The 26,831-nt window shown below is 45.4% G+C and carries 32 protein-coding genes and 1 riboswitch; of the genes, 27 read left to right on the plus strand and 5 right to left on the minus strand.

Features of this window, described 5'->3' with window-relative positions; translation table 11 throughout:
* Positions 1-398: 398 nt before the first annotated feature.
* Positions 399-998: an ATP-dependent Clp endopeptidase proteolytic subunit ClpP gene (clpP, locus tag AR335_RS05005; protein WP_053357087.1), complete on the minus strand. Its 600-nt coding sequence runs from the start codon at positions 996-998 to the stop codon at positions 399-401.
* A gap of 211 nt (positions 999-1,209) precedes the next feature.
* Complete coding sequence (yvfG, locus tag AR335_RS05010) at positions 1,210-1,422, minus strand: protein YvfG (protein ID WP_053357088.1); 213 nt, start codon at positions 1,420-1,422, stop codon at positions 1,210-1,212.
* Between the two features lie 273 nt (positions 1,423-1,695).
* Here yvfG and cspD point away from each other — a divergent pair, with 273 nt between their 5' ends.
* The 20 genes from cspD to AR335_RS05110 all read left to right on the plus strand — a co-directional run bounded on the left by cspD (position 1,696) and on the right by AR335_RS05110 (position 21,286).
* Entirely contained in the window at positions 1,696-1,896 is a 201-nt protein-coding gene (gene cspD, locus AR335_RS05015; protein WP_053357089.1) for a cold-shock protein CspD, read from the plus strand.
* A 150-nt stretch (positions 1,897-2,046) separates the two neighbouring features.
* On the plus strand, positions 2,047-3,363 hold the full coding sequence (gene rpoN, locus AR335_RS05020; RefSeq protein WP_062232598.1) for an RNA polymerase factor sigma-54: 1,317 nt from the start codon (positions 2,047-2,049) through the stop codon (positions 3,361-3,363).
* A gap of 194 nt (positions 3,364-3,557) precedes the next feature.
* Positions 3,558-3,809 (plus strand): glutaredoxin family protein, encoded by a 252-nt coding sequence (locus AR335_RS05025; RefSeq protein ID WP_053357091.1) that lies wholly within the window; start codon positions 3,558-3,560, stop codon positions 3,807-3,809.
* 170 nt (positions 3,810-3,979) lie between these two features.
* Positions 3,980-5,002, plus strand: coding sequence for a sugar-binding transcriptional regulator (locus AR335_RS05030; protein ID WP_062232601.1), 1,023 nt, complete (start codon positions 3,980-3,982; stop codon positions 5,000-5,002).
* Between the two features lie 82 nt (positions 5,003-5,084).
* Positions 5,085-6,092, plus strand: a complete 1,008-nt coding sequence (gene gap / locus AR335_RS05035) for a type I glyceraldehyde-3-phosphate dehydrogenase (protein WP_062232604.1) — start codon at positions 5,085-5,087, stop codon at positions 6,090-6,092.
* Positions 6,093-6,329: 237 nt separating this feature from the next.
* Positions 6,330-7,514 (plus strand): phosphoglycerate kinase, encoded by a 1,185-nt coding sequence (locus tag AR335_RS05040; RefSeq protein WP_053357094.1) that lies wholly within the window; start codon positions 6,330-6,332, stop codon positions 7,512-7,514.
* Between the two features lie 98 nt (positions 7,515-7,612).
* Positions 7,613-8,374, plus strand: coding sequence for a triose-phosphate isomerase (tpiA, locus tag AR335_RS05045; RefSeq protein WP_062232607.1), 762 nt, complete (start codon positions 7,613-7,615; stop codon positions 8,372-8,374).
* On the plus strand, positions 8,367-9,902 hold the full coding sequence (gpmI, locus tag AR335_RS05050) for a 2,3-bisphosphoglycerate-independent phosphoglycerate mutase (protein ID WP_062232610.1): 1,536 nt from the start codon (positions 8,367-8,369) through the stop codon (positions 9,900-9,902). Before tpiA ends, gpmI begins: the two co-directional genes overlap by 8 nt.
* 95 nt (positions 9,903-9,997) lie before the next feature.
* Positions 9,998-11,290 carry a phosphopyruvate hydratase gene (eno, locus tag AR335_RS05055; RefSeq protein WP_053357097.1) on the plus strand — a complete coding sequence of 431 codons (1,293 nt, stop codon included), beginning with the start codon at positions 9,998-10,000 and terminating at the stop codon, positions 11,288-11,290.
* A 246-nt stretch (positions 11,291-11,536) separates the two neighbouring features.
* A complete protein-coding gene (locus AR335_RS05060) occupies positions 11,537-12,487 on the plus strand; it encodes a nuclease-related domain-containing protein (protein ID WP_062232612.1) in 951 nt (316 codons plus the stop codon).
* A 69-nt stretch (positions 12,488-12,556) separates the two neighbouring features.
* Positions 12,557-13,123 (plus strand): GNAT family N-acetyltransferase, encoded by a 567-nt coding sequence (locus tag AR335_RS05065; protein WP_062232614.1) that lies wholly within the window; start codon positions 12,557-12,559, stop codon positions 13,121-13,123.
* A 36-nt stretch (positions 13,124-13,159) separates the two neighbouring features.
* Positions 13,160-13,350, plus strand: a riboswitch (cobalamin riboswitch).
* A 126-nt stretch (positions 13,351-13,476) separates the two neighbouring features.
* Positions 13,477-14,436, plus strand: coding sequence for an ABC transporter substrate-binding protein (locus AR335_RS05070; RefSeq protein ID WP_062232616.1), 960 nt, complete (start codon positions 13,477-13,479; stop codon positions 14,434-14,436).
* Positions 14,399-15,463, plus strand: coding sequence for a FecCD family ABC transporter permease (locus tag AR335_RS05075; RefSeq protein ID WP_062232618.1), 1,065 nt, complete (start codon positions 14,399-14,401; stop codon positions 15,461-15,463). The genes AR335_RS05070 and AR335_RS05075 overlap by 38 nt, the downstream gene beginning before the upstream one ends.
* Positions 15,460-16,926 carry a heme ABC transporter ATP-binding protein gene (locus AR335_RS05080; RefSeq protein WP_062232621.1) on the plus strand — a complete coding sequence of 489 codons (1,467 nt, stop codon included), beginning with the start codon at positions 15,460-15,462 and terminating at the stop codon, positions 16,924-16,926. Before AR335_RS05075 ends, AR335_RS05080 begins: the two co-directional genes overlap by 4 nt.
* Complete coding sequence (gene cbiB, locus AR335_RS05085) at positions 16,923-17,885, plus strand: adenosylcobinamide-phosphate synthase CbiB (RefSeq protein WP_062232625.1); 963 nt, start codon at positions 16,923-16,925, stop codon at positions 17,883-17,885. Before AR335_RS05080 ends, cbiB begins: the two co-directional genes overlap by 4 nt.
* Positions 17,860-18,939, plus strand: coding sequence for a threonine-phosphate decarboxylase CobD (cobD, locus tag AR335_RS05090; protein ID WP_062232627.1), 1,080 nt, complete (start codon positions 17,860-17,862; stop codon positions 18,937-18,939). Before cbiB ends, cobD begins: the two co-directional genes overlap by 26 nt.
* Positions 18,936-19,538, plus strand: a complete 603-nt coding sequence (locus AR335_RS05095) for a bifunctional adenosylcobinamide kinase/adenosylcobinamide-phosphate guanylyltransferase (protein WP_062232630.1) — start codon at positions 18,936-18,938, stop codon at positions 19,536-19,538. The genes cobD and AR335_RS05095 overlap by 4 nt, the downstream gene beginning before the upstream one ends.
* Entirely contained in the window at positions 19,507-20,319 is an 813-nt protein-coding gene (gene cobS / locus AR335_RS05100; protein WP_199805058.1) for an adenosylcobinamide-GDP ribazoletransferase, read from the plus strand. The genes AR335_RS05095 and cobS overlap by 32 nt, the downstream gene beginning before the upstream one ends.
* The gene (locus AR335_RS22935; protein WP_082683364.1) at positions 20,271-20,933 is read left to right on the plus strand and encodes a histidine phosphatase family protein; all 663 of its coding nucleotides are present in this window, start codon (positions 20,271-20,273) and stop codon (positions 20,931-20,933) included. Before cobS ends, AR335_RS22935 begins: the two co-directional genes overlap by 49 nt.
* Positions 20,858-21,286 carry a bifunctional adenosylcobinamide kinase/adenosylcobinamide-phosphate guanylyltransferase gene (locus AR335_RS05110; RefSeq protein ID WP_062232638.1) on the plus strand — a complete coding sequence of 143 codons (429 nt, stop codon included), beginning with the start codon at positions 20,858-20,860 and terminating at the stop codon, positions 21,284-21,286. Before AR335_RS22935 ends, AR335_RS05110 begins: the two co-directional genes overlap by 76 nt.
* Here AR335_RS05110 and AR335_RS23630 read toward each other — a convergent pair.
* Positions 21,252-21,512 carry a hypothetical protein gene (locus AR335_RS23630; protein WP_156418858.1) on the minus strand — a complete coding sequence of 87 codons (261 nt, stop codon included), beginning with the start codon at positions 21,510-21,512 and terminating at the stop codon, positions 21,252-21,254. The genes AR335_RS05110 and AR335_RS23630 overlap by 35 nt on opposite strands.
* 61 nt (positions 21,513-21,573) lie before the next feature.
* Here AR335_RS23630 and AR335_RS05115 point away from each other — a divergent pair, with 61 nt between their 5' ends.
* The 4 genes from AR335_RS05115 to AR335_RS24835 form a co-directional block, all read left to right on the plus strand.
* Complete coding sequence (locus AR335_RS05115) at positions 21,574-22,158, plus strand: cob(I)yrinic acid a,c-diamide adenosyltransferase (RefSeq protein ID WP_062232641.1); 585 nt, start codon at positions 21,574-21,576, stop codon at positions 22,156-22,158.
* Positions 22,148-22,648, plus strand: coding sequence for an ECF transporter S component (locus AR335_RS05120; protein WP_062232644.1), 501 nt, complete (start codon positions 22,148-22,150; stop codon positions 22,646-22,648). Before AR335_RS05115 ends, AR335_RS05120 begins: the two co-directional genes overlap by 11 nt.
* On the plus strand, positions 22,632-23,351 hold the full coding sequence (locus tag AR335_RS05125; RefSeq protein ID WP_062232647.1) for a hypothetical protein: 720 nt from the start codon (positions 22,632-22,634) through the stop codon (positions 23,349-23,351). Before AR335_RS05120 ends, AR335_RS05125 begins: the two co-directional genes overlap by 17 nt.
* 25 nt (positions 23,352-23,376) lie before the next feature.
* Positions 23,377-23,574: hypothetical protein (locus AR335_RS24835; protein ID WP_234293203.1), on the plus strand; the 198-nt coding region annotated here is incomplete at its 3' end.
* A 305-nt stretch (positions 23,575-23,879) separates the two neighbouring features.
* On the opposite strand, the gene AR335_RS05135 is transcribed toward AR335_RS24835, so the two are convergent.
* A complete protein-coding gene (locus AR335_RS05135; RefSeq protein ID WP_062232653.1) occupies positions 23,880-24,659 on the minus strand; it encodes an ABC transporter permease in 780 nt (259 codons plus the stop codon).
* Positions 24,649-25,296 (minus strand): ABC transporter ATP-binding protein, encoded by a 648-nt coding sequence (locus AR335_RS05140; protein WP_062232656.1) that lies wholly within the window; start codon positions 25,294-25,296, stop codon positions 24,649-24,651. The genes AR335_RS05135 and AR335_RS05140 overlap by 11 nt, the downstream gene beginning before the upstream one ends.
* A gap of 148 nt (positions 25,297-25,444) precedes the next feature.
* Between AR335_RS05140 and secG the strand changes: the two genes are divergently transcribed.
* The 3 genes from secG (at position 25,445) to AR335_RS05155 (ending at position 26,816) form a co-directional block, all read left to right on the plus strand.
* The gene (gene secG, locus AR335_RS05145; RefSeq protein ID WP_053357115.1) at positions 25,445-25,675 is read left to right on the plus strand and encodes a preprotein translocase subunit SecG; all 231 of its coding nucleotides are present in this window, start codon (positions 25,445-25,447) and stop codon (positions 25,673-25,675) included.
* A gap of 63 nt (positions 25,676-25,738) precedes the next feature.
* On the plus strand, positions 25,739-26,092 hold the full coding sequence (locus AR335_RS05150; RefSeq protein ID WP_156418859.1) for a hypothetical protein: 354 nt from the start codon (positions 25,739-25,741) through the stop codon (positions 26,090-26,092).
* Positions 26,093-26,123: 31 nt separating this feature from the next.
* The gene (locus AR335_RS05155) at positions 26,124-26,816 is read left to right on the plus strand and encodes an alpha/beta hydrolase (protein WP_062232677.1); all 693 of its coding nucleotides are present in this window, start codon (positions 26,124-26,126) and stop codon (positions 26,814-26,816) included.
* Positions 26,817-26,831 lie beyond the last annotated feature (15 nt).

Here is a 26,831-nt window from a genome sequence, read left to right on the forward strand (position 1 = left end):
CCTAAATCTAATTGGTTTATAGTAGAATTATTCAAAAGACAAAGTCTCCTCTCATGGTTCTGGACAAACCCGAGAGTACTTTGTCTTTTTTTATTTGTCCACTATAAAATGCTTACACATACTTTTATACATCATCTATTTACTGTCCGAAACTGCGAATTTTCTGGCCAAAATATAAGAAATACTAGCCAAACACATATTATGTAAACTGTCTCCCATTGCTAGAAAGCCCTGATACCGAAGAAGCTTTACCGTTTTGTCCGGGCGAACATCGCCAATATTAAAATTACGATGAAGATGACTCCGATGGAAACCAGGACATTGTATAGGTTCATGATCATCTCCCCAAAATAAAAGCCGCTCGTAAAAAGATGAGCGGCTTTCTTGTTTTCATTTCATTAAATGTTTTTAGGATCTTCTACGGAAGAGATGACACGGTCAACAAGTCCGTATTTTACAGCATCCTCAGCTAGCATGAAGTTGTCACGGTCTGTATCGCGCTCGATCACTTCAAGAGGCTGGCCTGTTTTTTCAGAAAGAATTTTGTTAAGCTGTTCGCGCATTTGGATGATACGGCGAGCATGAATTTCAATGTCTGTTGCCTGTCCGCGTGTTCCGCCTAGAGGCTGGTGAATCATAACCTCAGAGTTTGGAAGTACATAGCGTTTTCCTTTTTCACCGGCTGCAAGCAAGAATGCTCCCATGGAAGCCGCCATCCCGATGCAGATCGTGGAAACGTTAGGCTTGATGAAGTTCATCGTATCATAAATCGCCATACCTGCTGTGATGGATCCGCCAGGACTGTTTATGTAAAGGGAGATATCCTTTTCAGGGTCCTCGGCAGCAAGAAAGAGCAGCTGAGCTACGATAGAGTTGGATACATTGTCATCAATGCCGCTTCCAAGCATGATAATACGGTCTTTTAACAGACGGGAGTAAATATCATATGCACGTTCGCCACGGTTCGTTTGTTCAATAACTGTAGGAATTAAATTCATGAATAATCCTCCTTTTATGGTGTGTTTTCATGTGTTACTGACATCATACAAAAAAGGTCAAAAAAGGTCAAACGAAAAGCTTCTTTGTTGATAATTCTATGTAGAGGCTTCACAATCCTTTATTTAACAATATGTTTAGACTATCATCATCATTCCCGCGACACCAGGTTTTAAACGTATGGCACGTCAAAAGTTTTATAGTTAAAGAGGATCAGCTATTCTTTACATTTGTATAAGCTGTTTCGAGATTTCGGATCCGGCGGACGATTTCTGCGTTTTTGTTGAGATGGTCATTGATGAGGGTTCCGACAATGGATCGGTAATAGGCATTCATTGCGTGTGATTTCGTAAACACGTCTTTGTTTCGTTCGATGTATTGTTTGAAATTTTCTTCAAAAAAAGCCACTGAAAATTGTTCAGCCATGGTTGCAGCACTCCTTCGTTTCAACTGTTTATATAGTATCAGATTCCGGTGCCAGGCACCAAAACAGAAAATTATTTTCTTGGTGACAGGCACCAAGAATAAATTAAGCGCCTTGTTTTGACAATTGGAAATTACCATGATATAGTTGTGCTGACCATATACGTGTTATTATGACTGGATGTAAACAATATGTGTTTTCTTTTAGTTTTTGTAGCATTGTCACATGGTTCCAATTTTTAAAGCGCTTTAACGCGCCGACAGGAGGATATACCCATGCAAAACGGGAAAGTAAAATGGTTCAACGCAGAAAAAGGATTCGGTTTCATCGAAGTTGAAGGTGGAGACGATGTATTCGTACACTTTTCTGCTATCCAATCTGAAGGTTTCAAATCTTTAGACGAAGGTCAAGAAGTATCTTTTGAAATCGTTGATGGTGCTCGCGGACCTCAAGCTGCTAACGTTACTAAACTTTAATAGCGTGATAAAAGGGCCAGTAATGGTCCTTTTTTTTGTGCCCGAAAATCGCAAGCTCCAGCAGTGTTGACCTGATGGAAGGAACTTCAAATCTTTTTCAGTGTTGCCTGCTGACATTCTATAGTATCATAGTAACGGGAGGGATTTATAATGGAGCTGGGATTATTTCAACAACAAAATTTAAGTCTTGTCATGACTGCAGAGCTTCGCCAGGCCATTGCCATCCTGCAATATCCTTGCTATGAACTTTCTCAATTTTTACAAGAACAAGCGGTAGAAAATCCCCTCATTGAGTTGGCGGATTCGCCAGTCTTTTTTAATACCGATAAAAAGAAAGCGCTTCAAAAAAGTAAAACAACGCAAGATGCGGATGTGATCGGGATGATGCAGCCTGCTGAAGAAACCATGCACGACCGCCTGCTTCATCAAGCGTTAGCCATACCTGCATCAGATGAGATTGCAGCTGTTGTCCGCTATCTCATCTTAAATATAGACCAGGCCGGATACCTGGATATAACGGAAGATGAGATTAAACAGCGTTTCGGAATCAGCACCGAAAGATATGAAGAAGCCATAGATTGGCTTCATCAGCTGGAGCCGGCAGGCATTGGAGCCCGTAACCTTAGGGAATGTCTTCTACTGCAATTGAAATCGCTTGGCATGGAGGATGATCTGTCCTACCTTATCGCTGATACTCACCTTGATCAGCTCGCAGACCGAAAAATTAAGCAGATTGCTGCTGCTCTTGGAACGAATGTACAGGCTGTAGAACAGGCTGCCGACTTTATTCTGACTCTTGATCCGAAGCCGGGGCAAAAACTGTCCAGCCACAGTGAACTGGGATACTTGTATCCAGACCTTTCCGTCTTTGAAGATAATGGAACGTACAAACTCGCCATCAACGATCATTTCACGCCCAAAGTGCAGCTGAATGAAAGCTATGCTCATTTATTAAAATCAAAGGCCAGCGGTGCTGCACAGTACTTGCAGGAACATTATCAAAAGCTTCAATGGCTGCAGAAGAGCCTTGAACAAAGAAAGAACACGCTCATCATGATCGCCAAAGAGATCGTCTCAGTTCAGCAGAACTTTTTAAAAAGGGGCCCTGAACATCTCGTTCCGATTACCTTAAGGGAAGTAGCTGAACGGATCGGCATGCACGAATCAACAGTCAGCCGGGCGGTTAAAAACAAGGTCATTCAAACACCGAAAGGCGCATTCGAACTGAAATATTTTTTTACAGCAAAAATCGAAACGGTAAACGGAGAGAACGCTTCTGCCCAAACGGCCAAGCTTGCCATAAGAAAAGTAATTGAAGCAGAAGATAAAGCAAAGCCGCTGTCTGATCAGGCGATTGCCGAAATGCTTGCCAGCGAAAAGGGCTTGAGCATCTCAAGGCGTACGGTCGCCAAGTACAGAGAGGAGCTGAACATCGCTTCCTCTTCCAAGCGGAAAAGATATTCCTGACACCCGAGCGTAGAAGCGATGCTTCACTATTGCCCTTCAACACAAAAAGCGTGTTGCGGGGCAATAGTTCCAAGCTTGTCGGACCTAAACTGGGCGCCTGCGCTTTTCTTATTAAGCCAAGCCAGGTGCTTTGTTTTTAATTTATAATGATAACAAGAGTACGAATAAAAAAAGATGAAAAGGGAATGTTGAGTATGAGTCCACTTTCGATCACATTTTATACAAAACACCATTGTCCGCTCTGCGATAAAGCGCATACTATATTAGAGGAACTTCAGGAGGAAATTCCGATGGAGATCCAAAAAGTTGATATTTACCGATCAGATGAACTCATCGAAAAATATGGGATGATGATCCCGGTGATTACGGTAGCGGATGAAGAGATTCAGTACGGGCAGATTCATAAGGAATCATTAAGAAAGCGTTTACTTACAATTGATAAGTAATTTTTGTTGAAATGTTGTCACATGTTTTGTTAGAATGAAGGAGACTTAAACATAGTCATTTTTTTATAGCATCATTGGGACGTAAAATGGCTAACCGGGACGAAAAAAGTCCCTAGAAGTATTGGACTCCTCTTATGTTCTGCCGTACAAAAAGACAAGGGGAATGCATGATGAACGATTTGATAGAAATACAGAAGAAGCTTTTGCCTGATCTTCTGGAGGTTATGAGAAAACGATACAGCATACTTAAAATTGTTCGCTTTCATGAACCCATCGGCAGACGAAGCCTTGCCAACAACCTCAATATGACGGAAAGGGTTCTCCGTGCGGAGGTTAGCTTTTTGAAAGACCAGGGGCTGCTTTCCATCCTGCCGGGCGGTATGTCGCTTACTCCTGATGGATTAGATGTTCTTGAACGGCTGGAAGTTCTAATGAATGAACTAGCCGGACTTCGCGTTTTAGAAATGAAGTTAAGGGAAAACTTAAACCTGTCTGAAGTGATTATCGTTCCTGGCGACAGTGATGAAGATCCTTGGATTAAAAGTGAAATGGGCAAGGCGGCAGTAATGAGGCTGAAACAGGAGTTAACAGGCAATAATGTCATTGCAGTGACCGGCGGCACAACCATCGCTGCTGTTGCTGAAATGATGACTCCTGGAAACAAGGACCAAGACCTTCTGTTTGTCCCAGCCAGAGGCGGTCTAGGCGAAAAGGTAGAAAATCAGGCAAACACCATCTGTTCAACGATGGCTGTAAAAGCACGAGGTGAGTACCGTCTGCTTCATTTACCGGATCAACTTAGTAAGGAAACTTACCTTTCACTGATTGAGGAACCCGGGGTAAAAGAAGTCATGGAGCTGATCCGTTCAGCAAGTATAGTCATCCATGGAATTGGCGATGCTAAAACAATGGCCAACAGAAGGAATTCTTCTTCTGCTGTGCTGGAAAAACTCGAACACGAAAAAGCGGTAGCGGAAGCTTTCGGCTATTACTTCGACCATCATGGAGAAGTAGTGCATCGTGTTCGAACGATCGGTCTTCAATTGAATGACCTGAAAAATAGTGATTTCATCATGGCTGTTGCAGGTGGTGCTTCGAAAGCAGAAGCGATCGCGGCATTCATGAAGCATGGCCCCAAGAAGGTGCTGATCACCGATGAAGGGGCAGCAAACAAACTTCTTGCAAGCTTGTGAAAGACTATGTAACTTATTGTGTGACTAAAGGGTTTTCCCTTTAACTATATTTTTTTTTCTAATTATAAGGAGGTCATTTTAAATGACAACTAAAGTTGGTATTAATGGATTCGGTCGTATTGGCCGTAACGTATTTCGTGCAGCGCTAAACAACCCTAACGTAGAAGTGGTGGCTGTTAATGATTTAACAGACGCAAACATGCTTGCTTTCCTATTGAAGCATGACACTGTACACGGAAAGCTTGATGCGACTGTTGAAGTCGGCGAAAATACGCTGATCGTAAACGGCAAAGAAATCAAAGTATTGGCTGAGCGTGACCCTGCTCAATTAGGATGGGGAGACCTTGGTGTAGAAGTAGTTGTTGAATCTACTGGACGTTTCACAAAACGTGCTGACGCTGCTAAACACTTAGAAGCTGGCGCTAAAAAAGTTATCATCTCTGCTCCTGCAAGTGACGAAGATATCACTGTAGTAATGGGTGTTAACGAAGACAAATACGATTCTGGAAGCCACGATGTAATTTCTAACGCTTCTTGTACAACAAACTGCCTAGCTCCTTTCGCTAAAGTACTAAACGAAAAATTCGGTATCAAACGTGGTATGATGACAACTGTTCACTCATACACAAATGATCAGCAAATCCTTGATCTTCCGCATAAAGACTACCGTCGTGCACGTGCTGCTGCAGAAAACATCATTCCTACAACAACTGGTGCTGCAAAAGCTGTTTCTCTAGTACTTCCTGAACTAAAAGGAAAACTAAACGGTATGGCAATGCGTGTTCCAACTCCAAACGTATCATTAGTAGACCTTGTTGCTGAACTCGACAAAGAAGTTTCTGCAGAAGAAATCAATGCAGCATTGAAAGAAGCAGCTGAAGGCCCACTAAAAGGTATTCTTGGCTACAGCGATGAGCCGCTTGTTTCTACTGACTATAACGGCAACACTAACTCTTCTACAGTTGACGGTCTTTCTACAATGGTTATGGAAGGCAACATGGTTAAAGTGATCTCTTGGTACGACAACGAAACTGGATACTCCAACCGTGTTGTAGACCTTATTGACTTTATTGCTAAAAAAGGACTTTAATAATAGAGAGATTTAAAGTAGAGGGGAAGGGTTGAAAGATGCCCTTACCCTCTTTCCCTTGTAAGGAACTCTTAGCAGTTTCATGTTGCTAAAAGCTTTTCTTTTAAACTTAAGATTTACGGAAGACGGGCGCAGTACCCGAACTTCCCGTTTTCACCTGCGCATTTTAGGTTAAACTAGGGTGTGTAAAAGGGATTCTCTTCTTCTCTAATTTAAGACTGTCAGGAGGTTATACTTATGAACAAGAAAACAGTTCGTGACATCGATGTTAATGGAAAAGTGGTCTTCTGCCGCGTTGACTTTAACGTTCCGATGGAAAATGGGAAAATTACCGACGATACTCGAATCCGTGCGGCACTCCCAACGATTCAATACTTAACAGAGCAAGGTGCCAAAGTTTTATTGGCGAGCCATCTCGGACGCCCGAAAGGCCAAGTGGCCGAAGAGCTTCGCTTGACCCCAGTGGCACAGCGCTTAAGCGATCTCCTTGGCAAAGAAGTTGTAAAAACGGACGAAGCATACGGCGAAGAAGTGAAGAGTGCGCTGTCAAGCCTTGACAGCGGAGGCGTCATTCTTCTTGAGAACGTCCGCTTTTATCCTGGAGAAGAAAAAAATGATCCTGAATTAGCACAGAAATTTGCTGAACTCGCTGACGTGTATGTGAACGATGCATTCGGTGCAGCCCACCGTGCGCACGCATCTACTGAAGGCGTTGCAAAACACCTTCCAGCTGTTGCAGGATTCCTGATGGAAAAAGAACTTGATGTGCTTGGAAAGGCTCTATCCAATCCTGACCGTCCTTTCACTGCTATCATTGGCGGTGCCAAAGTTAAAGACAAAATCGACGTGATCAATAATCTGCTAGATAAAGTGGACAACCTGATCATCGGCGGAGGGCTTGGCTACACGTTCATCAAAGCTTTAGGCCACGATGTAGGTAAATCTTTATTGGAAGAAGATAAGATTGAAACAGCTAAAGGCTTCATGGAAAAAGCGAAGGAAAAGGGAGTTAACTTCCTCATTCCTGAAGATATTCTTGTTGCCGATGACTTCTCAAACGATGCAAACACGAAGGTTGTGGGCATCGATGCCATCCCGTCTGATTGGGAAGGGCTTGATATCGGTTCTAAAACGATTGAAAAGTACCGAAATACCATTCAGAATTCGAAACTTGTAATATGGAACGGACCGATGGGTGTTTTCGAAATGGAAGCATTCTCTAAAGGAACCCGTTCTGTTGCAGAAGCACTTGCTGAAGCCAAAGACACATACAGTGTAATCGGCGGCGGTGACTCAGCAGCTGCAGTTGAGAAATTTGGCTATGCAGACAAAATGAGCCACATCTCAACAGGCGGCGGTGCTTCACTTGAATTCATGGAAGGCAAAGAGCTTCCTGGCGTTACAGCATTAAACGACAAGTAAAACTCGTTTGAAAAGAAATCGACGAAGAGCAGTACAGCTTTCCGTGAAGTCCCCTGAACTTTATGGGGATGCTGTATGTTCTTAGGAAGGTGAAAAACATGCGAAAACCAATTATTGCAGGAAACTGGAAAATGAATAAAACCCTTTCTGAAGCAAAATCTTTTGTTGAAGAAGTGAAAGGATTGATCCCTTCTTCAGATACAGTAGATTCTGTTGTTTGTGCACCAGCTTTATTCTTGGACGCACTCGTAAACGCATCTAAGGGAACAGACCTCGGTGTAGGTGCACAGAACATGCATTTTGAGGATAATGGAGCTTTCACAGGTGAAATCAGCCCTGTTATGCTGAAGGACCTTGGTGTTGGCTATGTTGTTCTTGGACACTCCGAGCGCCGCGAGTACTTTGGTGAAACAGATGAGTTCGTTAACCAAAAAACGCATGCTGCTTTTAACCACGGATTAACTCCAATCGTTTGTGTCGGTGAAACACTTGAACAGCGTGAAGCAGATCAAACAAAAGACGTTGTAAAAACACAAACGGAAAAAGGACTTCAAGGTCTTTCCGAAGAACAAGTTAAACGTACTGTTGTTGCCTATGAGCCAGTTTGGGCGATTGGTACGGGAAAAACAGCTTCCTCTGAAGATGCCAACGAAGTCTGCGGATACATTCGCAGCGTGATTGCTGAACAATTCTCACAAGAAGCAGCAGACCAAGTTCGCATTCAATACGGCGGAAGCGTGAAGCCAGGCAACATCAAAGAACTAATGGGCATGTCTGATATCGACGGTGCTCTCGTTGGAGGAGCAAGCCTTGAGCCAAAATCGTTCCTTCAGCTTTTGGAAGGTGTAAACAATGCCTAAGAAACCTGTCGCACTGATTATTCTTGATGGTTTTGCATGCCGCAGCGAAGAAAAAGGAAATGCTGTAGCCCATGCAAAAAAACCAAACTTTGACCGATATTGGGAAACATATCCTCACAACCATTTAACGGCATGCGGAGAAGCTGTAGGGCTTCCTCCAGGCCAGATGGGGAACTCTGAAGTCGGACATTTGAATATTGGTGCTGGCCGTATTGTTTACCAAAGCCTTACCCGTGTGAATCTTTCGATCAAGGAAGGGGATTTCTATGAAAACCCAACCTTTATTGAAGCAATGGATGAAGTGAAGAAGAAGGGGACAAACCTTCACATTTTCGGACTTCTTTCTGACGGCGGGATCCACAGCCACATCGACCATATCTTTGCATTGCTTGAAACGGCTAAAAAGCAAGGAGTAGAAAATGTTTACCTGCATGGCTTCTTGGACGGCAGGGACGTTCCTCCGCAATCGGCAAAAGGCTATATCGAGCAAACATTGAAAAAGATGGACGAGCTGGGCTTAGGCCAAATCGCGACATTATCCGGACGCTATTACTCTATGGACCGTGACAAACGCTGGGATCGTGTGGAGAAATCCTACCGTGCCATGGTTTATGGTGAAGGTCCGGATTACACTGATCCGATCGAAGTGGTGGAAGACTCTTACAAAAATGAAATCTATGATGAATTTGTGCTTCCTTCTGTACTGAAGAAAGAAGACGGTTCTCCGGTTGCTACCATCCAAGACGGAGATGCCATCATTTTCTGCAACTTCCGTCCAGACCGAGCCATTCAGATTTCACAGGTTTTCACGAATGAAGATTTCCGCGGTTTTGACCGGGGAGATCATTTTCCGAAAGACATTCACTTTGTGTGCTTAACGAACTTCAGTGAAACCGTCAAAGGTGACGTAGCGTTCAAACCTACGAACTTGGATAACACGCTGGGAGAAGTGCTTTCTCAACAAAATTATAAACAACTGCGTATTGCAGAAACTGAAAAATACCCGCATGTTACCTTCTTCTTCAGCGGCGGACGCGAAGCTGAGTTTGATGGTGAAACGCGGATTTTGATTGATTCGCCGAAAGTGGCGACCTATGATTTAAAACCTGAAATGAGTGCTTATGAAGTAACGGACGCTCTTGTAAAAGAGATCGAAGCCGAAAACCATGATGCGATTATTTTGAACTTTGCCAATCCGGATATGGTCGGGCATTCAGGCAAGCTTGAACCAACCGTTAAAGCGATTGAAGCAGTAGATGAGTGCCTAGGGAAAGTCGTGGATGCGATCCTTGCAAAAGACGGCTATGCTATCATTACGGCTGACCACGGAAACGCAGACGAAGTGATAACGATGGAAGGCAAACCAATGACTGCTCATACGACTAATCCGGTGCCGGTCATCGTTACGAAAAAAGATATCCAACTTCGCGACGGCGGCAAACTTGCCGACCTCGCACCAACGTTCCTGACACTTCTCGGCGGCCGACAGCCTAAAGAGATGACTGGGGAAACGTTAATCAAAGGCTAATTTTTGAAATCAGGAAAAGGCTGATCGAAAGAGGGCCCCTGCAGAACAGCCTTGTTCCTCACCATAAAATCTTGTTTGATAAGGAGAGAAAATTTATGTCAGCAATTATTGAAGTATATGCTCGTGAAGTATTGGACTCCCGCGGGAATCCAACAGTAGAAGTAGAAGTTTACACAGAGTCCGGTGCATTCGGCCGTGCGATCGTGCCTAGCGGTGCATCCACTGGTGAATACGAAGCAGTTGAGCTTCGTGACGGCGACAAAGGCCGTTACCTGGGAAAAGGTGTACAAACAGCAGTAGAGAATGTAAACACACTAATCGCTCCAGAATTGATCGGATATGATGTATTGGATCAAGTCGGCATCGACAAAACGTTGATCGATCTTGACGGAACAGAAAACAAAGGAAAATTCGGAGCAAACGCGATCCTTGGTGTATCCATGGCAGTAGCTCGTGCTGCTGCTGATCTACTTGGTCTTCCTTTGTACATGTACCTTGGAGGATTCAACGCAAAAACTCTTCCAGTTCCAATGATGAATATCCTAAACGGCGGAGAGCATGCTGATAACAACGTTGACATTCAAGAATTCATGGTTATGCCAGTCGGCGCACCAACATTCTCTGAGGCACTTCGTATGGGAGCTGAAATCTTCCACAGCCTTAAATCTGTGTTAAAGGAAAAAGGATTAAACACAGCTGTAGGTGACGAAGGCGGATTCGCGCCAAACCTTTCTTCTAACGAAGAAGCGCTTCAAACGATCATGGAAGCGATCGAAAAAGCTGGCTACAAACCAGGTGAAGAAGTTCGTCTTGCAATGGATGTTGCCTCTTCTGAGCTCTTCAACAAAGAAGACGGAAAATACCATCTTTCTGGTGAGGGTGTTGTTAAAACATCTGAAGAAATGGTTGCTTTCTACGAAGATCTTGTTTCTAAATACCCAATCATCTCCATTGAAGATGGCTTAGATGAAAACGACTGGGAAGGCCACAAGCTATTGACTGACCGTCTTGGCGACAAAATCCAGCTTGTAGGAGACGATCTTTTCGTAACGAACACAAACAAACTTGCTCAAGGTATCGAGCAAGGTGTGGGTAACTCCATCCTTATCAAAGTTAACCAAATCGGTACGCTGACTGAAACATTCGACGCGATCGAAATGGCGAAACGCGCAGGCTATACTGCAGTAATCTCTCACCGTTCTGGTGAAAGTGAAGACAGCACAATCGCTGACATCGCTGTTGCGACTAACGCTGGACAAATCAAAACAGGTGCTCCTTCCCGTACTGACCGTGTAGCGAAGTACAACCAGTTGCTTCGTATCGAAGACGAATTGGCAAGCATCAGCCGCTACCCTGGATTGAGCGCATTCTACAATCTTCAAAAATAAGCTATTTTACGTAAACCGCTTGAGACCTGATCAGTCTCAAGCGGTTTTTTGTTGATTGGCGCGTAAAGTGATCAGACTGGCGCGTATTTTTTGCAGATAGGCGCGTATTTTAGGGGAATTCGCGAATCAGCGCGTATTTCATCAGCTGAGCATTCCACATAAAATTTAAGTCCTCAAAGAGAAGGGAAAATGGTGTTTTCTAGAGAAGTTAACTCCAAAAAGTAAAGAGGATGTGATCGTTATAATGTGATCGAACAGAAATTGCCAATTTATATTCAGAAGTTAGAAGCCTTGTTAAGGAGGCTGCCAGCAAATCATCCGAAACGCCCTAAACTTGAACAAAGTTTTTCCAAACAAATGGCAGGTTACAAGGGAGAGCGGTCACTCTTTTACTACCTGGAACACCTTCCTCATAAAAGGTATAAGATTCTTCACGGACTAAGACTTTTAGAAGGCTCCTATTACTTTCAAATGGACTTCCTCATCCTTTCCCCGTATTTCTTTTTAATTCTAGAAGTGAAGAATCTATCAGGCAGCCTCACATTTGATACAAACTATCGTCAATTGATACGAACAAATAATGATAAGGAAGAAGCCTTTTCGGATCCTCTCTTGCAGGTAGAGCGTCAAAAGAACCGGCTTTCATCTTGGCTAGCAGCTAGAAAGCTCCCACCCGTTCCAATTGAAACCCTCGTCGTGGTGAGCAGTCCTTATACGCTTATAAAAAATCCTCTGATCCCTGATCTTTCCCGCAGCATTATCCATAGTTCAAGCCTCCCATCAGTAATCACAACCATGCAAACCCATTACGCTAAACCAGCTATGACGGATAAAGAAATCAATAGAGCGGGAAAACAACTTTACAAAAACCACGTCCATTATGATCCGGACATACTAGCAAAGTTTCAGGTATCGCCAAACGATGTTTTAAAAGGCGTTCATTGCCCATCTTGCTTTGCCATTGGCATGAATAAAACATATGCTGTTAAATGGCTTTGTCCATTCTGTAATTATTCCTCCGAGCACGCCCACCGACACTCTCTGGAAGACTATAAACTTCTCATAAGCCCAACAATCACAAACCGTGAACTCAGATCCTTTCTATCCCTATCATCCCGTTCAATATCCGAAAAAATCCTCAAATCTCTAAACCTACCTCACACGAGAACCTATAAAGACAGGAGATATCATCTTTAAATTTGAGGAGCTGCATATTATGATAAAATAAATCATTTCATACTTGGTACAAACGGGGAGGCTTGGAACATGCCGAAAATGGAGCTTGAATTTGAAAGACTGAAGATCAGGGAAATTACGGTGAGTGATGCCTCTGTCATCGCACAATGGAAAAGCGGCCCTCTCTTTCGGAAAATGTCTACAGGTTCTATGACCATAATTAATAAAGGCAATCAAAGGCAGGATATTGAGAAAAGCTTAAGCCAGCTGAACGAATCTTACTTGATGATCATCGAAAAGAGGAGCTCGCAGCCTGTTGGGTACGTCCGTTTCAACTGGATGGGAAGCTCGCAGCGTTATGGCTGGCTTCGGTTCGGACTCGGTGCCGAACAAGGAAAAGGATACATGGGGGAAGCACTGACAGGCATCTTTCAGCACCTGTTTCAGCATGAGACCTACAGGATTGATGCTGAGGTCTACGAATATAACACAAAAAGCCTGAAGCTCCTGAAATCCCTGGGGTTTCAAAAGGAAGGCGTCAGAAGGCAAGCCTACTTTGACAAAGATCAGTATTTTGATATACATGTTATGGGCCTGCTCAAGAGCGACTGGCTGGAAGTCAGCCCGAAGTCCCGGGCATCATTGAACATAAATTAAACTTTTCATTTTGCCGGTAAGAGGTATAATGGATATAGCTGAATATGCGGTTAAGGTCCGTTTTATTTCAAATAAAACGTTAAAAGGGAAGCTGGTTCAAGTCCAGCACGGTCCCGCCACTGTAATCGGGAAATCTTCTTATGTTTCCACTGTTCTGTCAATGGATGGGAAGGAAAAGAAGATTGTTGATCGAGAGTCAGGAGACCTGCCTTAATTGCCTGTGCGAACCTTCGAGGAAAAGGTGAAGCAATTGTAATCATTTATTGATTAACTGTTGATTCGCTCTCCGAAGGGAGGGCTTTTTTTGTTTTGCACAATCCCAGCTAAAAGATACATACAGGAGCGTGAAGGAATTGAAGAAGTTTACACAAATTGCGATGATGCTGATACTCGTAATCGCCATCATTGCCGGTTGTTCGGCTGGAAATCAGTCAACAGACAAAAAGGAAAACGGTGCCAATCAGGCAAAGAGTGAATTTCCCGTAACGATAAAAGATGCGGCGGGCGAGAATGTAAAAATTGATAAGAAACCCAAAAAAATCGTCTCGCTCATACCGAGTAATACAGAGGTCGCATTTGCACTTGGCTTGGATAAAGAAATTGTCGGCGTTTCTGACTTTGACAACTATCCAGAAGCAGCTGTGAAAAAGCCTAAAATCGGCGGATTGGATTTTAACGTGGAAAAGATTGTTGGCTTAAAGCCTGATCTCGTCCTTGCTCATGCCTCCAGTGCGCATACTTCCAAGCAGGGAATTGATCAGCTTAAGAATGCCGGCATCAAAGTAATTGTGATCAATGATGCGCAGAACTTTACGGATACATACAAGTCCATCGACATGATCGCTAAAGCAACGGGCACTCAAAAACAAGGTGACAAGATTGTAAAATCCATGAAGGATGATCTGTCAGCGATCAAGGAAAAAGCAAAACAAGTAAAGAAAGAAAAAAAAGTTTGGGTTGAGGTTGCTCCAGCTCCGGAGATTTTTACTGCAGGCAAGGGTACATTCATTGATGAAATGCTGAACGTCATTCATGCCAAAAATGCCGCTGGGGAATTGAAGGGATGGGCGAAGGTATCTGAAGAGCAGCCTGTCAAATACAAACCGGACGCGATCGTCACAACGTACGGCTATTACTCCAAAAAGCCGGTGGAACAGATTATGTCCCGTAAAGCCTGGAAGGACGTTCCTGCGGTAAAAAACAAAGAAATTTATGATGTGCACTCTGATAAGGTGACACGTCCGGGACCTCGATTGATTGAAGGAGTGGAGGAGCTTGCAAAAGCCATCTATCCGGAAGTATACAAAAAGTAAAATCATCGTTTCATATACAGCAGTGTTTCTGCTGTTGGGCTTAGCTGTTGCCTTGGGGATATCGGTAGGTTCTATACCTATCCCCCTTTTTCATGTGGTGCAGATTTTAGGAGCGAGGCTTTTCCACTATCCCGTACCAGCATCCATTGATTCTTCGATTGTTAATATCGTCATGGAGATCCGCTTTCCGCGAGTCGTGCTCGCTATGCTTGTCGGCTGCTCATTGGCGCTGGCGGGAACGGCATTTCAGGGGCTGCTGAAAAATCCTCTGGCCGATCCTTATACGCTGGGTGTTTCATCCGGTTCTGCTTTGGGCGCTGTGGCTGTGCTGTTCTTTGGCATTCAGCTGCCTATACTGGGAAGTTTTACACTTCCGGTGGTGAGCATCATTACCGGCTTTCTTACCCTTGTTGGGGTTATATATTTTGCTCGCCTTGTGCAGCGCAGCCTGTCTGTTGAGACGATTATTTTGGCAGGAATTTTAAGCAGCTCATTTATAGGTGCTGTAACGTCTCTTTTAATCGCTCTGACCGGTGATGAATTAAGGCAGATCATCGGCTGGCTGCTCGGCAGCGTATCCATGAGAGGATGGCCGTATGTTCAGCTCATCGCTCCGTTTTTGGCCGCGGGGCTTTTGATTCTTCTGGCAAGTGCCCGTGAATTAAATGCGCTTTCCTTTGGCCAGCAGGATGCAAAAACCATTGGTGTTGACGTAAAAAAACATACGTCGCTCGTACTGTTCGGGGCCTCGCTTCTGACGGGATCTGCAGTAGCGGTGTCAGGCACCATCGGGTTTGTCGGCCTTGTCATCCCCCACATGGCCCGCATGATATGGGGAGTAGATCATCGCCATCTGCTGCCGCTGTCCACGCTTCTGGGCGGGGTGTTTCTCGTTCTGGTTGATCTCATCGCCCGAACGATCATCGCGCCGACGGAGCTGCCGATCGGTGTCTTGACAGCGATTATCGGAAGTCCGATCTTTGCCTTAATCTTTATTCGCTATCGTCGAAAGAAGGTGACCACATGATCCAGATCCAGCAGCTTACTGGAGGATATGACGGAAAGCCCGTCGTAAAAGATCTTTCTTTTTCCATTGAAAGAGGAAAAATAACCGGCATCATCGGACCAAATGGGAGCGGGAAGACCACTCTCATGAAAATGATGAACGGAATGCTTTCCCCGCAATCCGGTGAGGTTCTTATAAAAGGAAAGCCGATCAGCAGCTACTCTGCAAAAGAATTGGCAAAAATTATTGCCGTTCTTCCTCAGCATGCGGAAAGCTCATTTGATTTTACCGTCCGCGAAGTGGTGGCGCTCGGCCGGTATCCCTTTTACAGAGGATTGCTGAAACAATCATCGCCGAAGGATGAAGAGATGGTCCAGCGATCCATGGAGTTTACAGGCGTCCAGCATTTTGCGGAGAAAAGCATTCAATCCCTAAGCGGCGGGGAACGGCAGCGGGTTCTTTTAGCTAAGGCGCTTGCGCAGGAACCGGAGATTCTGCTGCTCGATGAACCGACAAACCATCTTGATCTTTCCTATCAAATGAAACTCATGGACTTGCTGAAAGATTGGGTGCAGGGCTGCCAGTTGTCGGTTGTTGCCATATTGCATGATTTGAATATTGCCAGTCTGTACTGTGACCAGGTTCTTCTTCTCGATGATGGAAAGGAGAAGGCGGTCGGAAAGCCTGGTGACATTATGGACAGCATCCTGCTGGAAGGTGTTTATGATACGAAGCTGAGCAGACAGGAGCATCCGCAGAAGCCGAAGCCTCTGATCGCGCTGGTGCCTGGTGAACGTGAGGAACAAAAGAAAATAGAAGATATTGAGCTTCAAACCACAAGTGAAGCGATGGTGTTCCGAAGCCCCTATTTTTTAAAAACGATGTCTTCTGCCCTGATCGGCGGAGGGTTCTGCTGGGCGAATACGTTTGTTAACCGTCATGTGGATAAAAACTACAATTATGACGATGCACATTGTGAATATGAAGCGTATCTTCACTCCCTTCCTGTCAACCCCAACGAGACCATTGGAATGATGACAGCAGCACGGCTTGAGGATGCAGGTATGGTATCCGTAGAAAAAGAAGGAATCAAGATCCTTGCTGCAGCAACCGCAGGAACATCCAATGCGGTAGATGCTGCACAATCGTGGCAGCGGAAGGATGATACTGTGGCGGTTGGTACGATTAACATCTGGCTCTTTATTGAGGGAGAGCTAACCGATGAGGCATTTGTTCAGGCGATGATGACAGCGACAGAAGCAAAGTCGAGCGCTCTCAGAGACTATGGAATTAAAGATCCTATTACTGGAACGATTGCTACAGGCACTTCGACGGACAGCCTTTGCATCGCATCGACCCAGGAAGGAGAAAGAAAGAGGTACGCTGGTACGATTACACCGATTGGAAAAGCGATTGGCCATACGGTCTATCAGACGGTGGGAAAAGCGATCGAAAACTGTAGAAAGAGAATGGCGCAAACATGATCATTGCTCTTCATTTATTATCCCTTATACTCGCTTTGATCATCGACCAGCTCATCGGAGACCCTCGCTGGCTGCCGCATCCGGTAAGAGGTTTTGGCAAAATGATTTCTCTTATAGACCAGGCACTTAACCGCGGAAGCTGGAAAAGGCTGAAGGGTTTGATCATGCTTTTTATTCTTCTTTCTATTACACTAGTGCTAACTTTTATCATCGTACGGTATGCTTATTCCATCCACCTTGCGTTAGGGATATTCATAGAATCTGTGCTCATCTCAACAACCATTGCAGCTAGAGGGCTTAAAGAAGCAGGATTATCTGTCTATACCCCCCTTCTTCGCGGTGATCTGGAAGAGGCTCGAAAAAAATTAAGCTGGATTGTCGGAAGAGATACAGAGCATCTGCCGCATTCTGAGATTGTAAGAGGGACAGTGGAGACAGTTGCCGAAAATACGAGCGACGGGGTAACCGCACCGCTTTTCTTTGCTTTTATTGGAGGAGCACCACTTGCCTTGCTGTACCGGGCAGTAAATACCTGTGATTCCATGGTAGGCTACAAGAATGAGAGATATAAAGACTTCGGCTGGGCATCTGCCCGGCTTGATGATCTATTAAATTACGTGCCAGCCCGGCTAACTGCGCTTCTTATGGCTGCAGGAGGGCTGGGGGGAAAACGGTTTACCTTATCGTGGCTGAAGGAACAGGCAAGGAACCATCCGAGCCCGAACAGCGGATGGGGTGAAGCGGCAGTCGCGGGAATTCTCGGCATACGGCTTGGAGGCACGAATTATTATAAAGGCCAGGTCTCCTATCGCCCGTTCATCGGCCGTCAGACCTACAGCCTGAAAGCTATACATATAGAAAGAACAATAGCCATCATGCAGCGTGCTGTCATGTGGTTTACGATCGTTTTAATCGCAGCGGGAGGGATGTATATTGTTGCTGCCCAATCATGGAGCTAATCCGCAGCTATTGGCCAATTCCTTGAAGATCAGCCTGGATGAAAACAGCATTGATTTTAGTGTGAATGTAAATCCGTATCCTGCACTAAGAAGAATGAAGGATATGTGGTCCAGCCTTTATGAAGATATTCTGCAGTATCCCGATCCCTTTGCTGAGCCGTTCGTTCAATTCGTGTCTGAAAAAGAAGGGCTGAATGCAGACCAGATCCTCGCAGGGAACGGGGCTGCTGAACTGATTTTTCTCATTGCTCAAGCCTATCGGGGCTCGAACGTACTGATTGCAGCACCTGCTTTCTCAGAATACGAGGATGCGTGTGAGGTGAACGATTGTAATGTGGACTTCTATGTTACCCGAAAAGAGAAAGGCTGGAAGCCGGATCTCCAAGAGCTGAATGAGAAACTCCACGGGAAACAGCTTTGTTTCCTTTGCAACCCGAACAATCCGACAGGAACAGTATTGGAATTGAACACTTTGGAAGCTATCGTTGTTTTGTGCGAATGCCACCATGTTACACTTGTCGTGGATGAAGCGTTTGTACACTTTTTAGAAAAGCCCTTATCCGCCGTTCACTTGATGAAAAAGTATTCCAACCTGATCGTCCTGCGGTCATTGACGAAGATGTTTCACTTGCCGGGACTTCGGTTAGGGTATGCTATGTCATCCAAAGAACAGATCGAAAAATTAAGGGGATTTCAGCCTCCCTGGAGTGTGAACGGTCCTGCTCAAAAGCTAGGTATACTCTGTTTGGAACAAGAAGAATGTGCAGATGAAATTGCTATGAAAACAGCAGTTGAGCGAGAGCGGATTTTTCCGATCCTCGACAAGCTTGGATTTGAAACCTCTCCTTCTACCGTTAACTTTTACTTGTTAAAGGAGAGTGGAGAAGAAAATGTTCAGCTTGCTCTCATTAAATATTTAATGATAAAAGGGATGATCGTCAGGCATACGTTTAATTTTAGAGGGCTGGACGGCCATTATATCCGCCTCGCCATTCGAACTCCAGAGGAGAATGACCGCTTATTGGCTGCACTTGAAGGGTGGAAAGCGAGATGATGATCTTTATTACCGGAGGGGTCAGAAGCGGGAAAAGCTCATTTGCCGAAATGTCCGCCGTTTATCATGGGAAGAATGAGAAACCGCTTCACTATATTGCAACGAACGAACATCAGGATGGGGAGATGAGTGAGCGGATCGCCAGGCACCAGGCGGATCGTCTGAACAGCGGGTATAGCTGGAGGGCGTGGGAACAGCCAAGAAACATTCATGAACTGATAAATGAATATAAAAAAAAGGATGTCATTCTCTTGGACTGCTTGACCAATCTTGTCAGCAATGAGCTGTTTGACGGCTGGAAAGAAAACAACAACCAGTGGAGAAATGAAATGTTCCGATCAGAAGTATTCCGCAAGATCATGGATGGATTAAGAATGATTGAAAAAAGCAGCGCAGCACTCATCGTCGTATCAAACGAAGTGTTCCAGGACTTGCCCTCTATTGATGAAGGGACCTTCTATTTTATGAAGATGATGGGGGAGCTTCATCAGCAGATTGTCTCTGAAGCGCATTGGGTGTACCAGGTTGAACTGGGCATGCCCATTTTGAGGAAGGGGTATGATGCAGATGAAAAACAATGCACCTCCTGTCCGGTTTAATGCCTTATACGGTTTTGGCCTGGCTCTTCAGTTCTTAACCGCATTGCCGATCCGCACTTCGTTTCCATGGACAAAAGAAACGAGCAGGTGGAGTGTGTACTGGTATCCAGTTGTCGGGCTGCTTCTCGGTGGATTGGCTTCTGTTCAGGCTCATTTCCTGGCGCAGCAAAACGTTATCCCGGTGTCGATGACGAGCTTTTATCTGTTCTGCTTCTCGATCGTTTTGACAGGCGGTTTGCATCTCGACGGGTGGATGGATTGCAGTGATGCCTACTTCTCATACGGCGATAAAGAAAAAAGGATGCAGATCATGAAGGATCCCAGGACTGGAGCATTCGGTGTATTGTCTGTTCTTTTTCTATTGAGCTGGCGGTTTCTTTTTATCTATGAAACAGTGAAAATGGTTCCGCAGCACGTTTGGCTGCTGTTTCTCCTCATTCCTTTCTTCGGCCGAACCGGCATGGGGAGCCTGCTGATTTCAGCTCCTATTGCCAGGGAGGAAGGTATGGCTTTTGCCATGAAGCAGAACATTTCAGGCAGAGCCTTTGCTTTTTATGCGATCTATCTCCTGATGGCAGGGATTGGAGCATACCTTACAGGAGCGATTCTTCTGTTTATGAGCTTGTTCCTTTTAGGCTCAGCCTTATTTTTCTTAGGTAAAACGTTCTTTCTCCGCCAGTTTGGAGGGATTACGGGAGACACACTAGGCGCACTTTCGGAAGGGATGGAAACATGGCTATGGTTCGGAGGCTGGCTGTTACTCTCCTTCGCCACGGTCTGACGGAGGAAAATAAACAAAAGAAATATATCGGGTATTGTGATCCCCCCTTATGTGAAGAGGGGCGGATTGAGCTATACAGATTACATAGAAATAAAGGGTATCCCGAGCCGGGTGCTATCCTTGCAAGTGATAGAATGCGATGTATAGAGACCGCTGAGGTTCTTTTCCCGGAGAGGAAGGTGCAGATCAGTTCTGCACTTCGGGAGATGCATTTTGGGGAATGGGAAAGAAAAACGTACGGCGATCTTTGCGGAATTCAACGTTACCGGGACTGGATTGATGATCCTATTGGAGTCTGTCCTCCAGGAGGAGAGAGCTATCAAGACTTTGAAAATCGCGTTCGCGGTGCCTGGCACCGTGAGATTTGGCCGTCGGCGGAAGAGAGCGGCCATGTAATCGTTGTTACTCATGGAGGCCCAATCCGTTATTTATTGTCAGAGTTTGCTCCGGAACGAAGAGAAATGTGGGCATGGCCGGTCTCACATGGCAAAGGATACACCCTTTACTGGAATGAGACCAAAGGGAGGTTGAAAAAACGATGCACTTTGTTACAGGAGGTGCCTTTCACGGAAAAGCCAAATGGGTGCAGCAGCACTATTCTGCCTCAAGGATAGATGAAGGCTGGTTCAATGGCTATGAGAAGGCTGGCTGGGAAACGGATGATTTTACAACTTCACGCGTCGTTCTTGAAGGATTGGAGCAGATTGTGAAGAAGGTTTTAGAGGAGAACGAAAGCGGCGGAAAAGCAGCTCTTCAAAAGAAGCTTCAGACCTGGCTGGCTTGGGAGGCTTCTGAACCCGGTCGATGTCTTGTTCTGATCGGAACTGACATCGGTAAAGGAATTGTTCCAATGGAAAAGGAAAATAGATTATGGCGGGATGTGACCGGCTGGTTTTATCAGGATGTAGTCATGGCCGCTGAGAGAGTCGATATCATCTGGTATGGGCTGCCCCAGACTTTAAAATAGGCTCTTTTCTAAAAGATTGTTGCTTTGGGAACCTTATTGTAAAGAGCCTTCTTTGACAAGTTGATTGAAGTGCAAGGTGCGAGACTCTGCGGGAGGAGCGGGACAGGTGAGACCCGCAGGCGCCTGCGCCGAGAAAGTAGGTGCTGGCGCCGGTAAAGTAGGCGCCAGCGCCGGTAAGGCTCCCCGCACGCCCCGCGGAAAGCGAGCAGCCTGAAACGGAAATCAACCACTCCCAAGAGCAGCAAAGGTTACGAAAACAGCCTTAAAATAATAAGGAGATGATCACGATGAAGTTATACACGCGTACAGGAGATGAAGGGAAGACAAGTGTGATTGGAGGAAGGCTCGATAAAAACCATATCAGGGTTAAAGCCTACGGTACTCTGGATGAATTGAACAGTTTTGTCGGCCTGGCGGTTACCAAGCTGCAGGACGCCAAGTTCGATGACATCCGCAATGAACTGGTAAAGATTCAGCATGAGCTTTTTGACTGCGGCGGAGATCTGTCTTCAGTGAAAAAGGACTATCCTTATAAAGCGCACGCGGATATGATCACGTTCTTGGAAGAGCGGATCGACGAGTACATTAAAGAAGCGCCGGAGCTGGAGCGTTTTATTCTGCCAGGCGGGTCTGAAGCTTCGTCTGCTATTCATGTATGCCGTACGGTGGCAAGGCGCGGAGAACGTGAAATCGTTGAATTGAAGCAGGATAATGAGATCAACCCGGTTGTTTTAAAGTATGTGAACAGACTATCTGATTACTTTTTTGCTATCGCCCGTGTCATCAATTTCCGTGCCGGTGTCAATGATGTGGAATACGAGCGGAGTGCCATTGTATTCCGCGGAGGAAAACGCAAAGCTGATGCTGAATAGAAAATTCACCATATTTATCGCTTTCCTCTCCTTGTCTGTGGCCGGTTCTTTTATTAAGATTCCAGCTATTGTCGGGAGTGTGGCTTTTGATTCCATGCCGGCACTGGCCGCCGGAGCACTGATGTCTCCTCTAGCAGGAATGGCTGTTGGCTGTATAGGGCATCTCATGTCTGCCGGCCTATCTGGTTTTCCGCTGGGGCCCCTTCATCTTCTCATCGCTGTTCAGATGGGCCTGCTAAGCTTTTGTTTTGGAATCCTCTATCGGCGGAATTTCAAGATGGCAGCCATCCTGGTCTTTATTGTAGGAAACGGCATTGCGGCACCGCTTTGTTTTTGGCCGGTACTCGGAAAAGCTGCGGTCCTTGCTTTTATCCCTGGATTAGTTGTGGCAGCAGTGCTCAACGGGGTGGCAGCTCACCTGCTCATTCCAAGGCTGAGGCCTGTCTTTGACCGATCAAACGTAAGGATAAATCATGAAAACAAATCGTGATGTAACGTTATTGGAGTTGGGTTCAGATGAATACATTGTGATGGCAGCCGATAATTCAGGAGCGATTGGAAACCTTCCTTTGGATACAGTGCACGTTCCTTATTCTATCGTAGCGGCTTTCGGTGCCCGAGTCTGTGTTATGGAAGTGATGGCGGCGGGAGCAGTGCCGTTTTCCTTTCTCATTCATTCTTTCAATGGGGAAGAAGCATGGACGGAGCTTGTAAGGGGTGTGGAAAAGACGTTTGCTGAGCTGGATTTAAAAAGTGTAGAGATTACGGGAAGTACGGAAAGCAACATGAAGATGCTGCAGTCTGCTTCTTCTTTTACGATGATCGGCAAAGCAAATCAAGCGGCACTTCGGTTGAACTGTACTCCTCCACATGCAAAATATGCAGTCATCGGTCTACCGCTAGTGGGGGAAGAGGTCGTTTCCCGCCAAAATGAAGTTCTTCCCCTAACCCTTTTCAGCACTCTTCTAAAAACAGAAGGTATTTATGAAGTTCTTCCGGTCGGCTCGAAAGGCATCTCACACGAGCTGGAAATCTTAACAAGCAGTTCAAGAAGGTTAACATGCAGCCTGCCGATGGATAAGTCAGCAGGCCCTTCAACATGTGCGCTGATCAGTTATGAGCCTGAGTATTCTGCCAGCATCCAAAAGCTTTGCGGGAGGCATTTCTACGAGCTTACAGAAGCCGGATTGTAAATAGACTTACATAGGAGAGGTTGATTTGCGTTTCAGGCTGCTCGCTTTTACCGACATAAACGCCTACTTTCGCGGGGCGTGCGCTGAACCTTACCGGCGCCAGCGCCTACTTTCTCGGCGCTTGCGCCTGCGGGTTTCACCTGTCACGCTCGTCCCGCAGGACAAGGAAGGCTTAGGCAGCGTTATATCGCACGAAGAAAATGTGAAATTCATTTTCGAGGAGNCTACTTTCTCGGCGCTTGCGCCTGCGGGTTTCACCTGTCACGCTCGTCCCGCAGGACAAGGAAGGCTTAGGCAGCGTTATATCGCACGAAGAAAATGTGAAATTCATTTTCGAGGAGTCTCGCACATTGCACTCCAATCAACTTAGCAATATAGATTATCTACAAGAATGCGCTCCAGAAGAAACCACGGCTGCATTCGTAATCCTTGTTGCTTACTGAGAGTGGTTGATTTTCGTTTCGGGCTGCTCGCTTTCCGCGGGGCGTACGGTGAACCATATTGGCGCAAGCGCACCGAAAATATAACCTATTTCAATTGCGCCCGTTCATTAAAAAACGTGCGGTAGCCGTACTGGACGAAGATAATGACACTGAAAGCAACAGAGCCTGCGATGCCAAGCATGATGGCGATCTGGTATTCGATCGCGGTGATCGGAGAGATGCCGGACAAAATCTGCCCGGTCATCATTCCCGGCAGAAATACGATTCCCATCCCTACCATGGAGTTGATGGTAGGCAGAATAGCGGAATCAAACGCCCGATCCACAAGTTCTTTAGTGGCGGCCTTTGGGGAAGCACCTAGCATAAGAGCCGCCTCCACCATATGTTTTTGTTTCTCCATACCTTCTACTAAATGATTGACTCCAAGCGTTACGCCTGTCATCGCATTTCCGATGATCATTCCGGCAATAGGTATCACATATCTGGGTTCATACCACGGAGAGAACTGGATGACCACATAATTGAAAAACAACAGACTGATGAGAGTTCCGATGGTCATTGAGAGAGCGACAACCTTTTTCAAAGATGGAGACAGTTCGTGTTTTATTCGTTTAAAGACGTTATAGACCGCAAAACCTTCCATAAGAACGAGAATGAGCACGGTTAATGCAGGGTGAGGATGCTTGAACAAATAAGTGAGAACATAACCGGCTAACACAAGCTGGATCGTCATCCGCAGCGTACCGATCACTATTTCTTTTTCCCTCGCTATTCCTCTCCACTTTACAATGACTGTTAAAATGACAATGAACAGGTAAGCGGAAAGAAGCTGCCATAATGAGATATCAATAATCTTATCCTTCATGCTCCACGCCCCTATTCTTTTGATTGATGTTTTCCAGCTGAATATTTACATCCGCATAATGCTCTGCAATTCGTTTGGAGTGGGTAACCATGACGACCGTTTTTTGTTTTTCCTTGGATTTACGCAAAAAGGAAGAGATGACATCATCCGCTGTTTCGTCATCCAAAGCAGAAGAAGGCTCATCGAGCAGATAGGCTTCCGCATCCATTAAGAGCACACGTGCGAGAGCAAGGCGCTGCTTCTCTCCTCCAGAAAGGTCTCCGGCTTTAGTTTCCAATGGTTTTTTTAGGTAAACCGTATGTAAGGATTCTTCTAGTTCAGCATCTGCTGGCAGGGGTTTCTCTGAAAAGGAAAGACCTGCTGTCAGGTTATCTTTTACCGTTCCCGGAAAAATAGCAGGCATCTGCTGAAGCATGACGACATTTCTCCGATGAAGAACAGGATTCAGGGCTGCCACATCCTCTCCCTTGTACAGGACGTTTCCTCCATCCGGTGAAATCAAGTGGTTCAGCATTTTTAAAAGGGTAGTCTTTCCGCTTCCGCTCTCACCGGTAATAATGCTTACTTTGCCTTCTTCAATAGATAATTCCCGAAAAGCTAGAATATCTTTATAGACGATTTCTATCAATTCAAACATGGACTCAGCCCTCCTCTGTTCTTATTTGAAACTATTCCCAAAAACTCTTTATGCTATCATGGATAAAATAGCTTGAACACATTGCCTAGAGAACAGCTCGTATGGTACATTAAAGATAAGTGTAATGTTGTTCGTGGAGGTGTGACAAATGGAAACAGCTGCAACAATTTTATTGGTGATCGTTTCAATCGCCCTTATCGTAGTCGTCGTTCTTCAATCTGGCCGTTCGGCAGGATTATCCGGAGCGATTACGGGTGGTGCGGAGCAATTATTCGGAAAGCAAAAAGCCCGCGGAATGGAAGCCGTGCTAAGCAGAATGACTGTGATCTTAGCTGCTTTGTTCTTTCTATTGGCGATTGCCGTAGCTTATTTTATTTAATGATACCTTAACAGCAGGTGAATTTTCACTTGCTGTTTTTATTTTTGGCAGTTTTCGTAACCTTTGTTGCTCTTAGGAGTGGTTGATTTCCGTTTCAGGATGCTCGCTTTCCGCGGGGCGGGCGGTGAGCCTTACCGGCGCCAGCGCCTACTTTCTCGGCGCAGGCGCTTGTGGGTCTCACCTGTCCCGCTTCCCCCGCAGGACAAGGAAGGCTTCGGCAGCGTTATATCGCACGAAGAAAATGTGAAATTCATTTTCGAGGAGTCTCGCCCCTTGCACTCCAATCAACTTGTCAATGAAGCTCTTTTACAAAAAGGTTCCCAAAGCAACAATCTTTTAGAAAAGAGCCTTCTTTTTCAGCCAGCGTATACCGAGCTTTTTCCAGGTGCCGTATGGTATGATTTTTTACGGGCATAAAAGGGTAACTTAACTTAAAAAAGGTGATTGCATGATTGGCTGTCTATGTTTGCATGGATTTACCGGCAGTCCGTATGAAGTCCAGCCAGTTACGGATTATTTAAGGGAAAATACCGACTGGCTCCTGTCTGTCCCCACCTATCCGGGGCACGGGGAGGAGCTCAAGCTGAGAGGCATTACACACAAGCTTTGGATCGATGAAGCAGAAAGCGCTTTTCTGGAATTGAGAAAGGAAAGCGATACCGTTTATATACTCGGATTTTCCATGGGCGGCATGATCGGGGGATATCTTGCTTCAAAGTATGGATGCGACAAACTGATCCTGCTGAGTGCAAGCGCCTATTATATGAATCCATCACAAATGGTGAAAGATATAAAAGAGATGGTTGTGAAGGGGATGCAAGGGAATTTAAAAGACGATGAGCTTTACCAGCGCTATCGTAAAAAGTTTTTGGAGACACCGCTTCGTGCAGCGTTTGAGTTCCGCAAGCTGGTCAAAACGCTGAAGCCATCCTTTCAAACGATTCATGCTCCAACGTTAATCGTTCAAGGCGAAAGTGACGGCCTTGTGCCAAGAAAAAGTGCGGAATACTTATATAAAACCATACCTGCACAGAAGAAAAAGATTTGTTATCTGAAAGAATCGAAGCATATGATCTGCCATGATGTAGAGCAGGATCAGCTTATTGAGGAAGTCTTTCAATTTTTAATGGAACAATCGTAATAAGGGAGAGAAGAC

The organism is Fictibacillus sp. FJAT-27399 (assembly GCF_001510655.1).
Classification (GTDB): Bacteria; Bacillota; Bacilli; order Bacillales; family Fictibacillaceae; genus Fictibacillus_C; species Fictibacillus_C marinisediminis.

What these genes read in the sequence shown, in the direction of transcription:
- cobS (WP_199805058.1), top strand. Translation starts at nt 19,507, where the DNA reads ATGAAAAACAATGCACCTCCTGTCCGGTTTAATGCCTTATACGGTTTT.
- rpoN (WP_062232598.1), top strand. Translation starts at nt 2,047, where the DNA reads ATGGAGCTGGGATTATTTCAACAACAAAATTTAAGTCTTGTCATGACT.
- clpP (WP_053357087.1), bottom strand. Translation starts at nt 998, where the DNA reads ATGAATTTAATTCCTACAGTTATTGAACAAACGAACCGTGGCGAACGT.
- AR335_RS05140 (WP_062232656.1), bottom strand. Translation starts at nt 25,296, where the DNA reads ATGTTTGAATTGATAGAAATCGTCTATAAAGATATTCTAGCTTTTCGG.
- tpiA (WP_062232607.1), top strand. Translation starts at nt 7,613, where the DNA reads ATGCGAAAACCAATTATTGCAGGAAACTGGAAAATGAATAAAACCCTT.
- secG (WP_053357115.1), top strand. Translation starts at nt 25,445, where the DNA reads ATGGAAACAGCTGCAACAATTTTATTGGTGATCGTTTCAATCGCCCTT.
- AR335_RS05065 (WP_062232614.1), top strand. Translation starts at nt 12,557, where the DNA reads ATGCCGAAAATGGAGCTTGAATTTGAAAGACTGAAGATCAGGGAAATT.
- yvfG (WP_053357088.1), bottom strand. Translation starts at nt 1,422, where the DNA reads ATGGCTGAACAATTTTCAGTGGCTTTTTTTGAAGAAAATTTCAAACAA.
- AR335_RS05125 (WP_062232647.1), top strand. Translation starts at nt 22,632, where the DNA reads ATGAAAACAAATCGTGATGTAACGTTATTGGAGTTGGGTTCAGATGAA.
- AR335_RS05155 (WP_062232677.1), top strand. Translation starts at nt 26,124, where the DNA reads ATGATTGGCTGTCTATGTTTGCATGGATTTACCGGCAGTCCGTATGAA.
- AR335_RS05120 (WP_062232644.1), top strand. Translation starts at nt 22,148, where the DNA reads ATGCTGAATAGAAAATTCACCATATTTATCGCTTTCCTCTCCTTGTCT.
- AR335_RS05030 (WP_062232601.1), top strand. Translation starts at nt 3,980, where the DNA reads ATGAACGATTTGATAGAAATACAGAAGAAGCTTTTGCCTGATCTTCTG.
- AR335_RS05135 (WP_062232653.1), bottom strand. Translation starts at nt 24,659, where the DNA reads ATGAAGGATAAGATTATTGATATCTCATTATGGCAGCTTCTTTCCGCT.
- cbiB (WP_062232625.1), top strand. Translation starts at nt 16,923, where the DNA reads ATGATCATTGCTCTTCATTTATTATCCCTTATACTCGCTTTGATCATC.
- eno (WP_053357097.1), top strand. Translation starts at nt 9,998, where the DNA reads ATGTCAGCAATTATTGAAGTATATGCTCGTGAAGTATTGGACTCCCGC.
- AR335_RS05110 (WP_062232638.1), top strand. Translation starts at nt 20,858, where the DNA reads ATGCACTTTGTTACAGGAGGTGCCTTTCACGGAAAAGCCAAATGGGTG.
- AR335_RS05025 (WP_053357091.1), top strand. Translation starts at nt 3,558, where the DNA reads ATGAGTCCACTTTCGATCACATTTTATACAAAACACCATTGTCCGCTC.
- AR335_RS05080 (WP_062232621.1), top strand. Translation starts at nt 15,460, where the DNA reads ATGATCCAGATCCAGCAGCTTACTGGAGGATATGACGGAAAGCCCGTC.
- AR335_RS22935 (WP_082683364.1), top strand. Translation starts at nt 20,271, where the DNA reads ATGGCTATGGTTCGGAGGCTGGCTGTTACTCTCCTTCGCCACGGTCTG.
- gpmI (WP_062232610.1), top strand. Translation starts at nt 8,367, where the DNA reads ATGCCTAAGAAACCTGTCGCACTGATTATTCTTGATGGTTTTGCATGC.
- AR335_RS05040 (WP_053357094.1), top strand. Translation starts at nt 6,330, where the DNA reads ATGAACAAGAAAACAGTTCGTGACATCGATGTTAATGGAAAAGTGGTC.
- gap (WP_062232604.1), top strand. Translation starts at nt 5,085, where the DNA reads ATGACAACTAAAGTTGGTATTAATGGATTCGGTCGTATTGGCCGTAAC.
- AR335_RS05115 (WP_062232641.1), top strand. Translation starts at nt 21,574, where the DNA reads ATGAAGTTATACACGCGTACAGGAGATGAAGGGAAGACAAGTGTGATT.
- cspD (WP_053357089.1), top strand. Translation starts at nt 1,696, where the DNA reads ATGCAAAACGGGAAAGTAAAATGGTTCAACGCAGAAAAAGGATTCGGT.
- AR335_RS05095 (WP_062232630.1), top strand. Translation starts at nt 18,936, where the DNA reads ATGATGATCTTTATTACCGGAGGGGTCAGAAGCGGGAAAAGCTCATTT.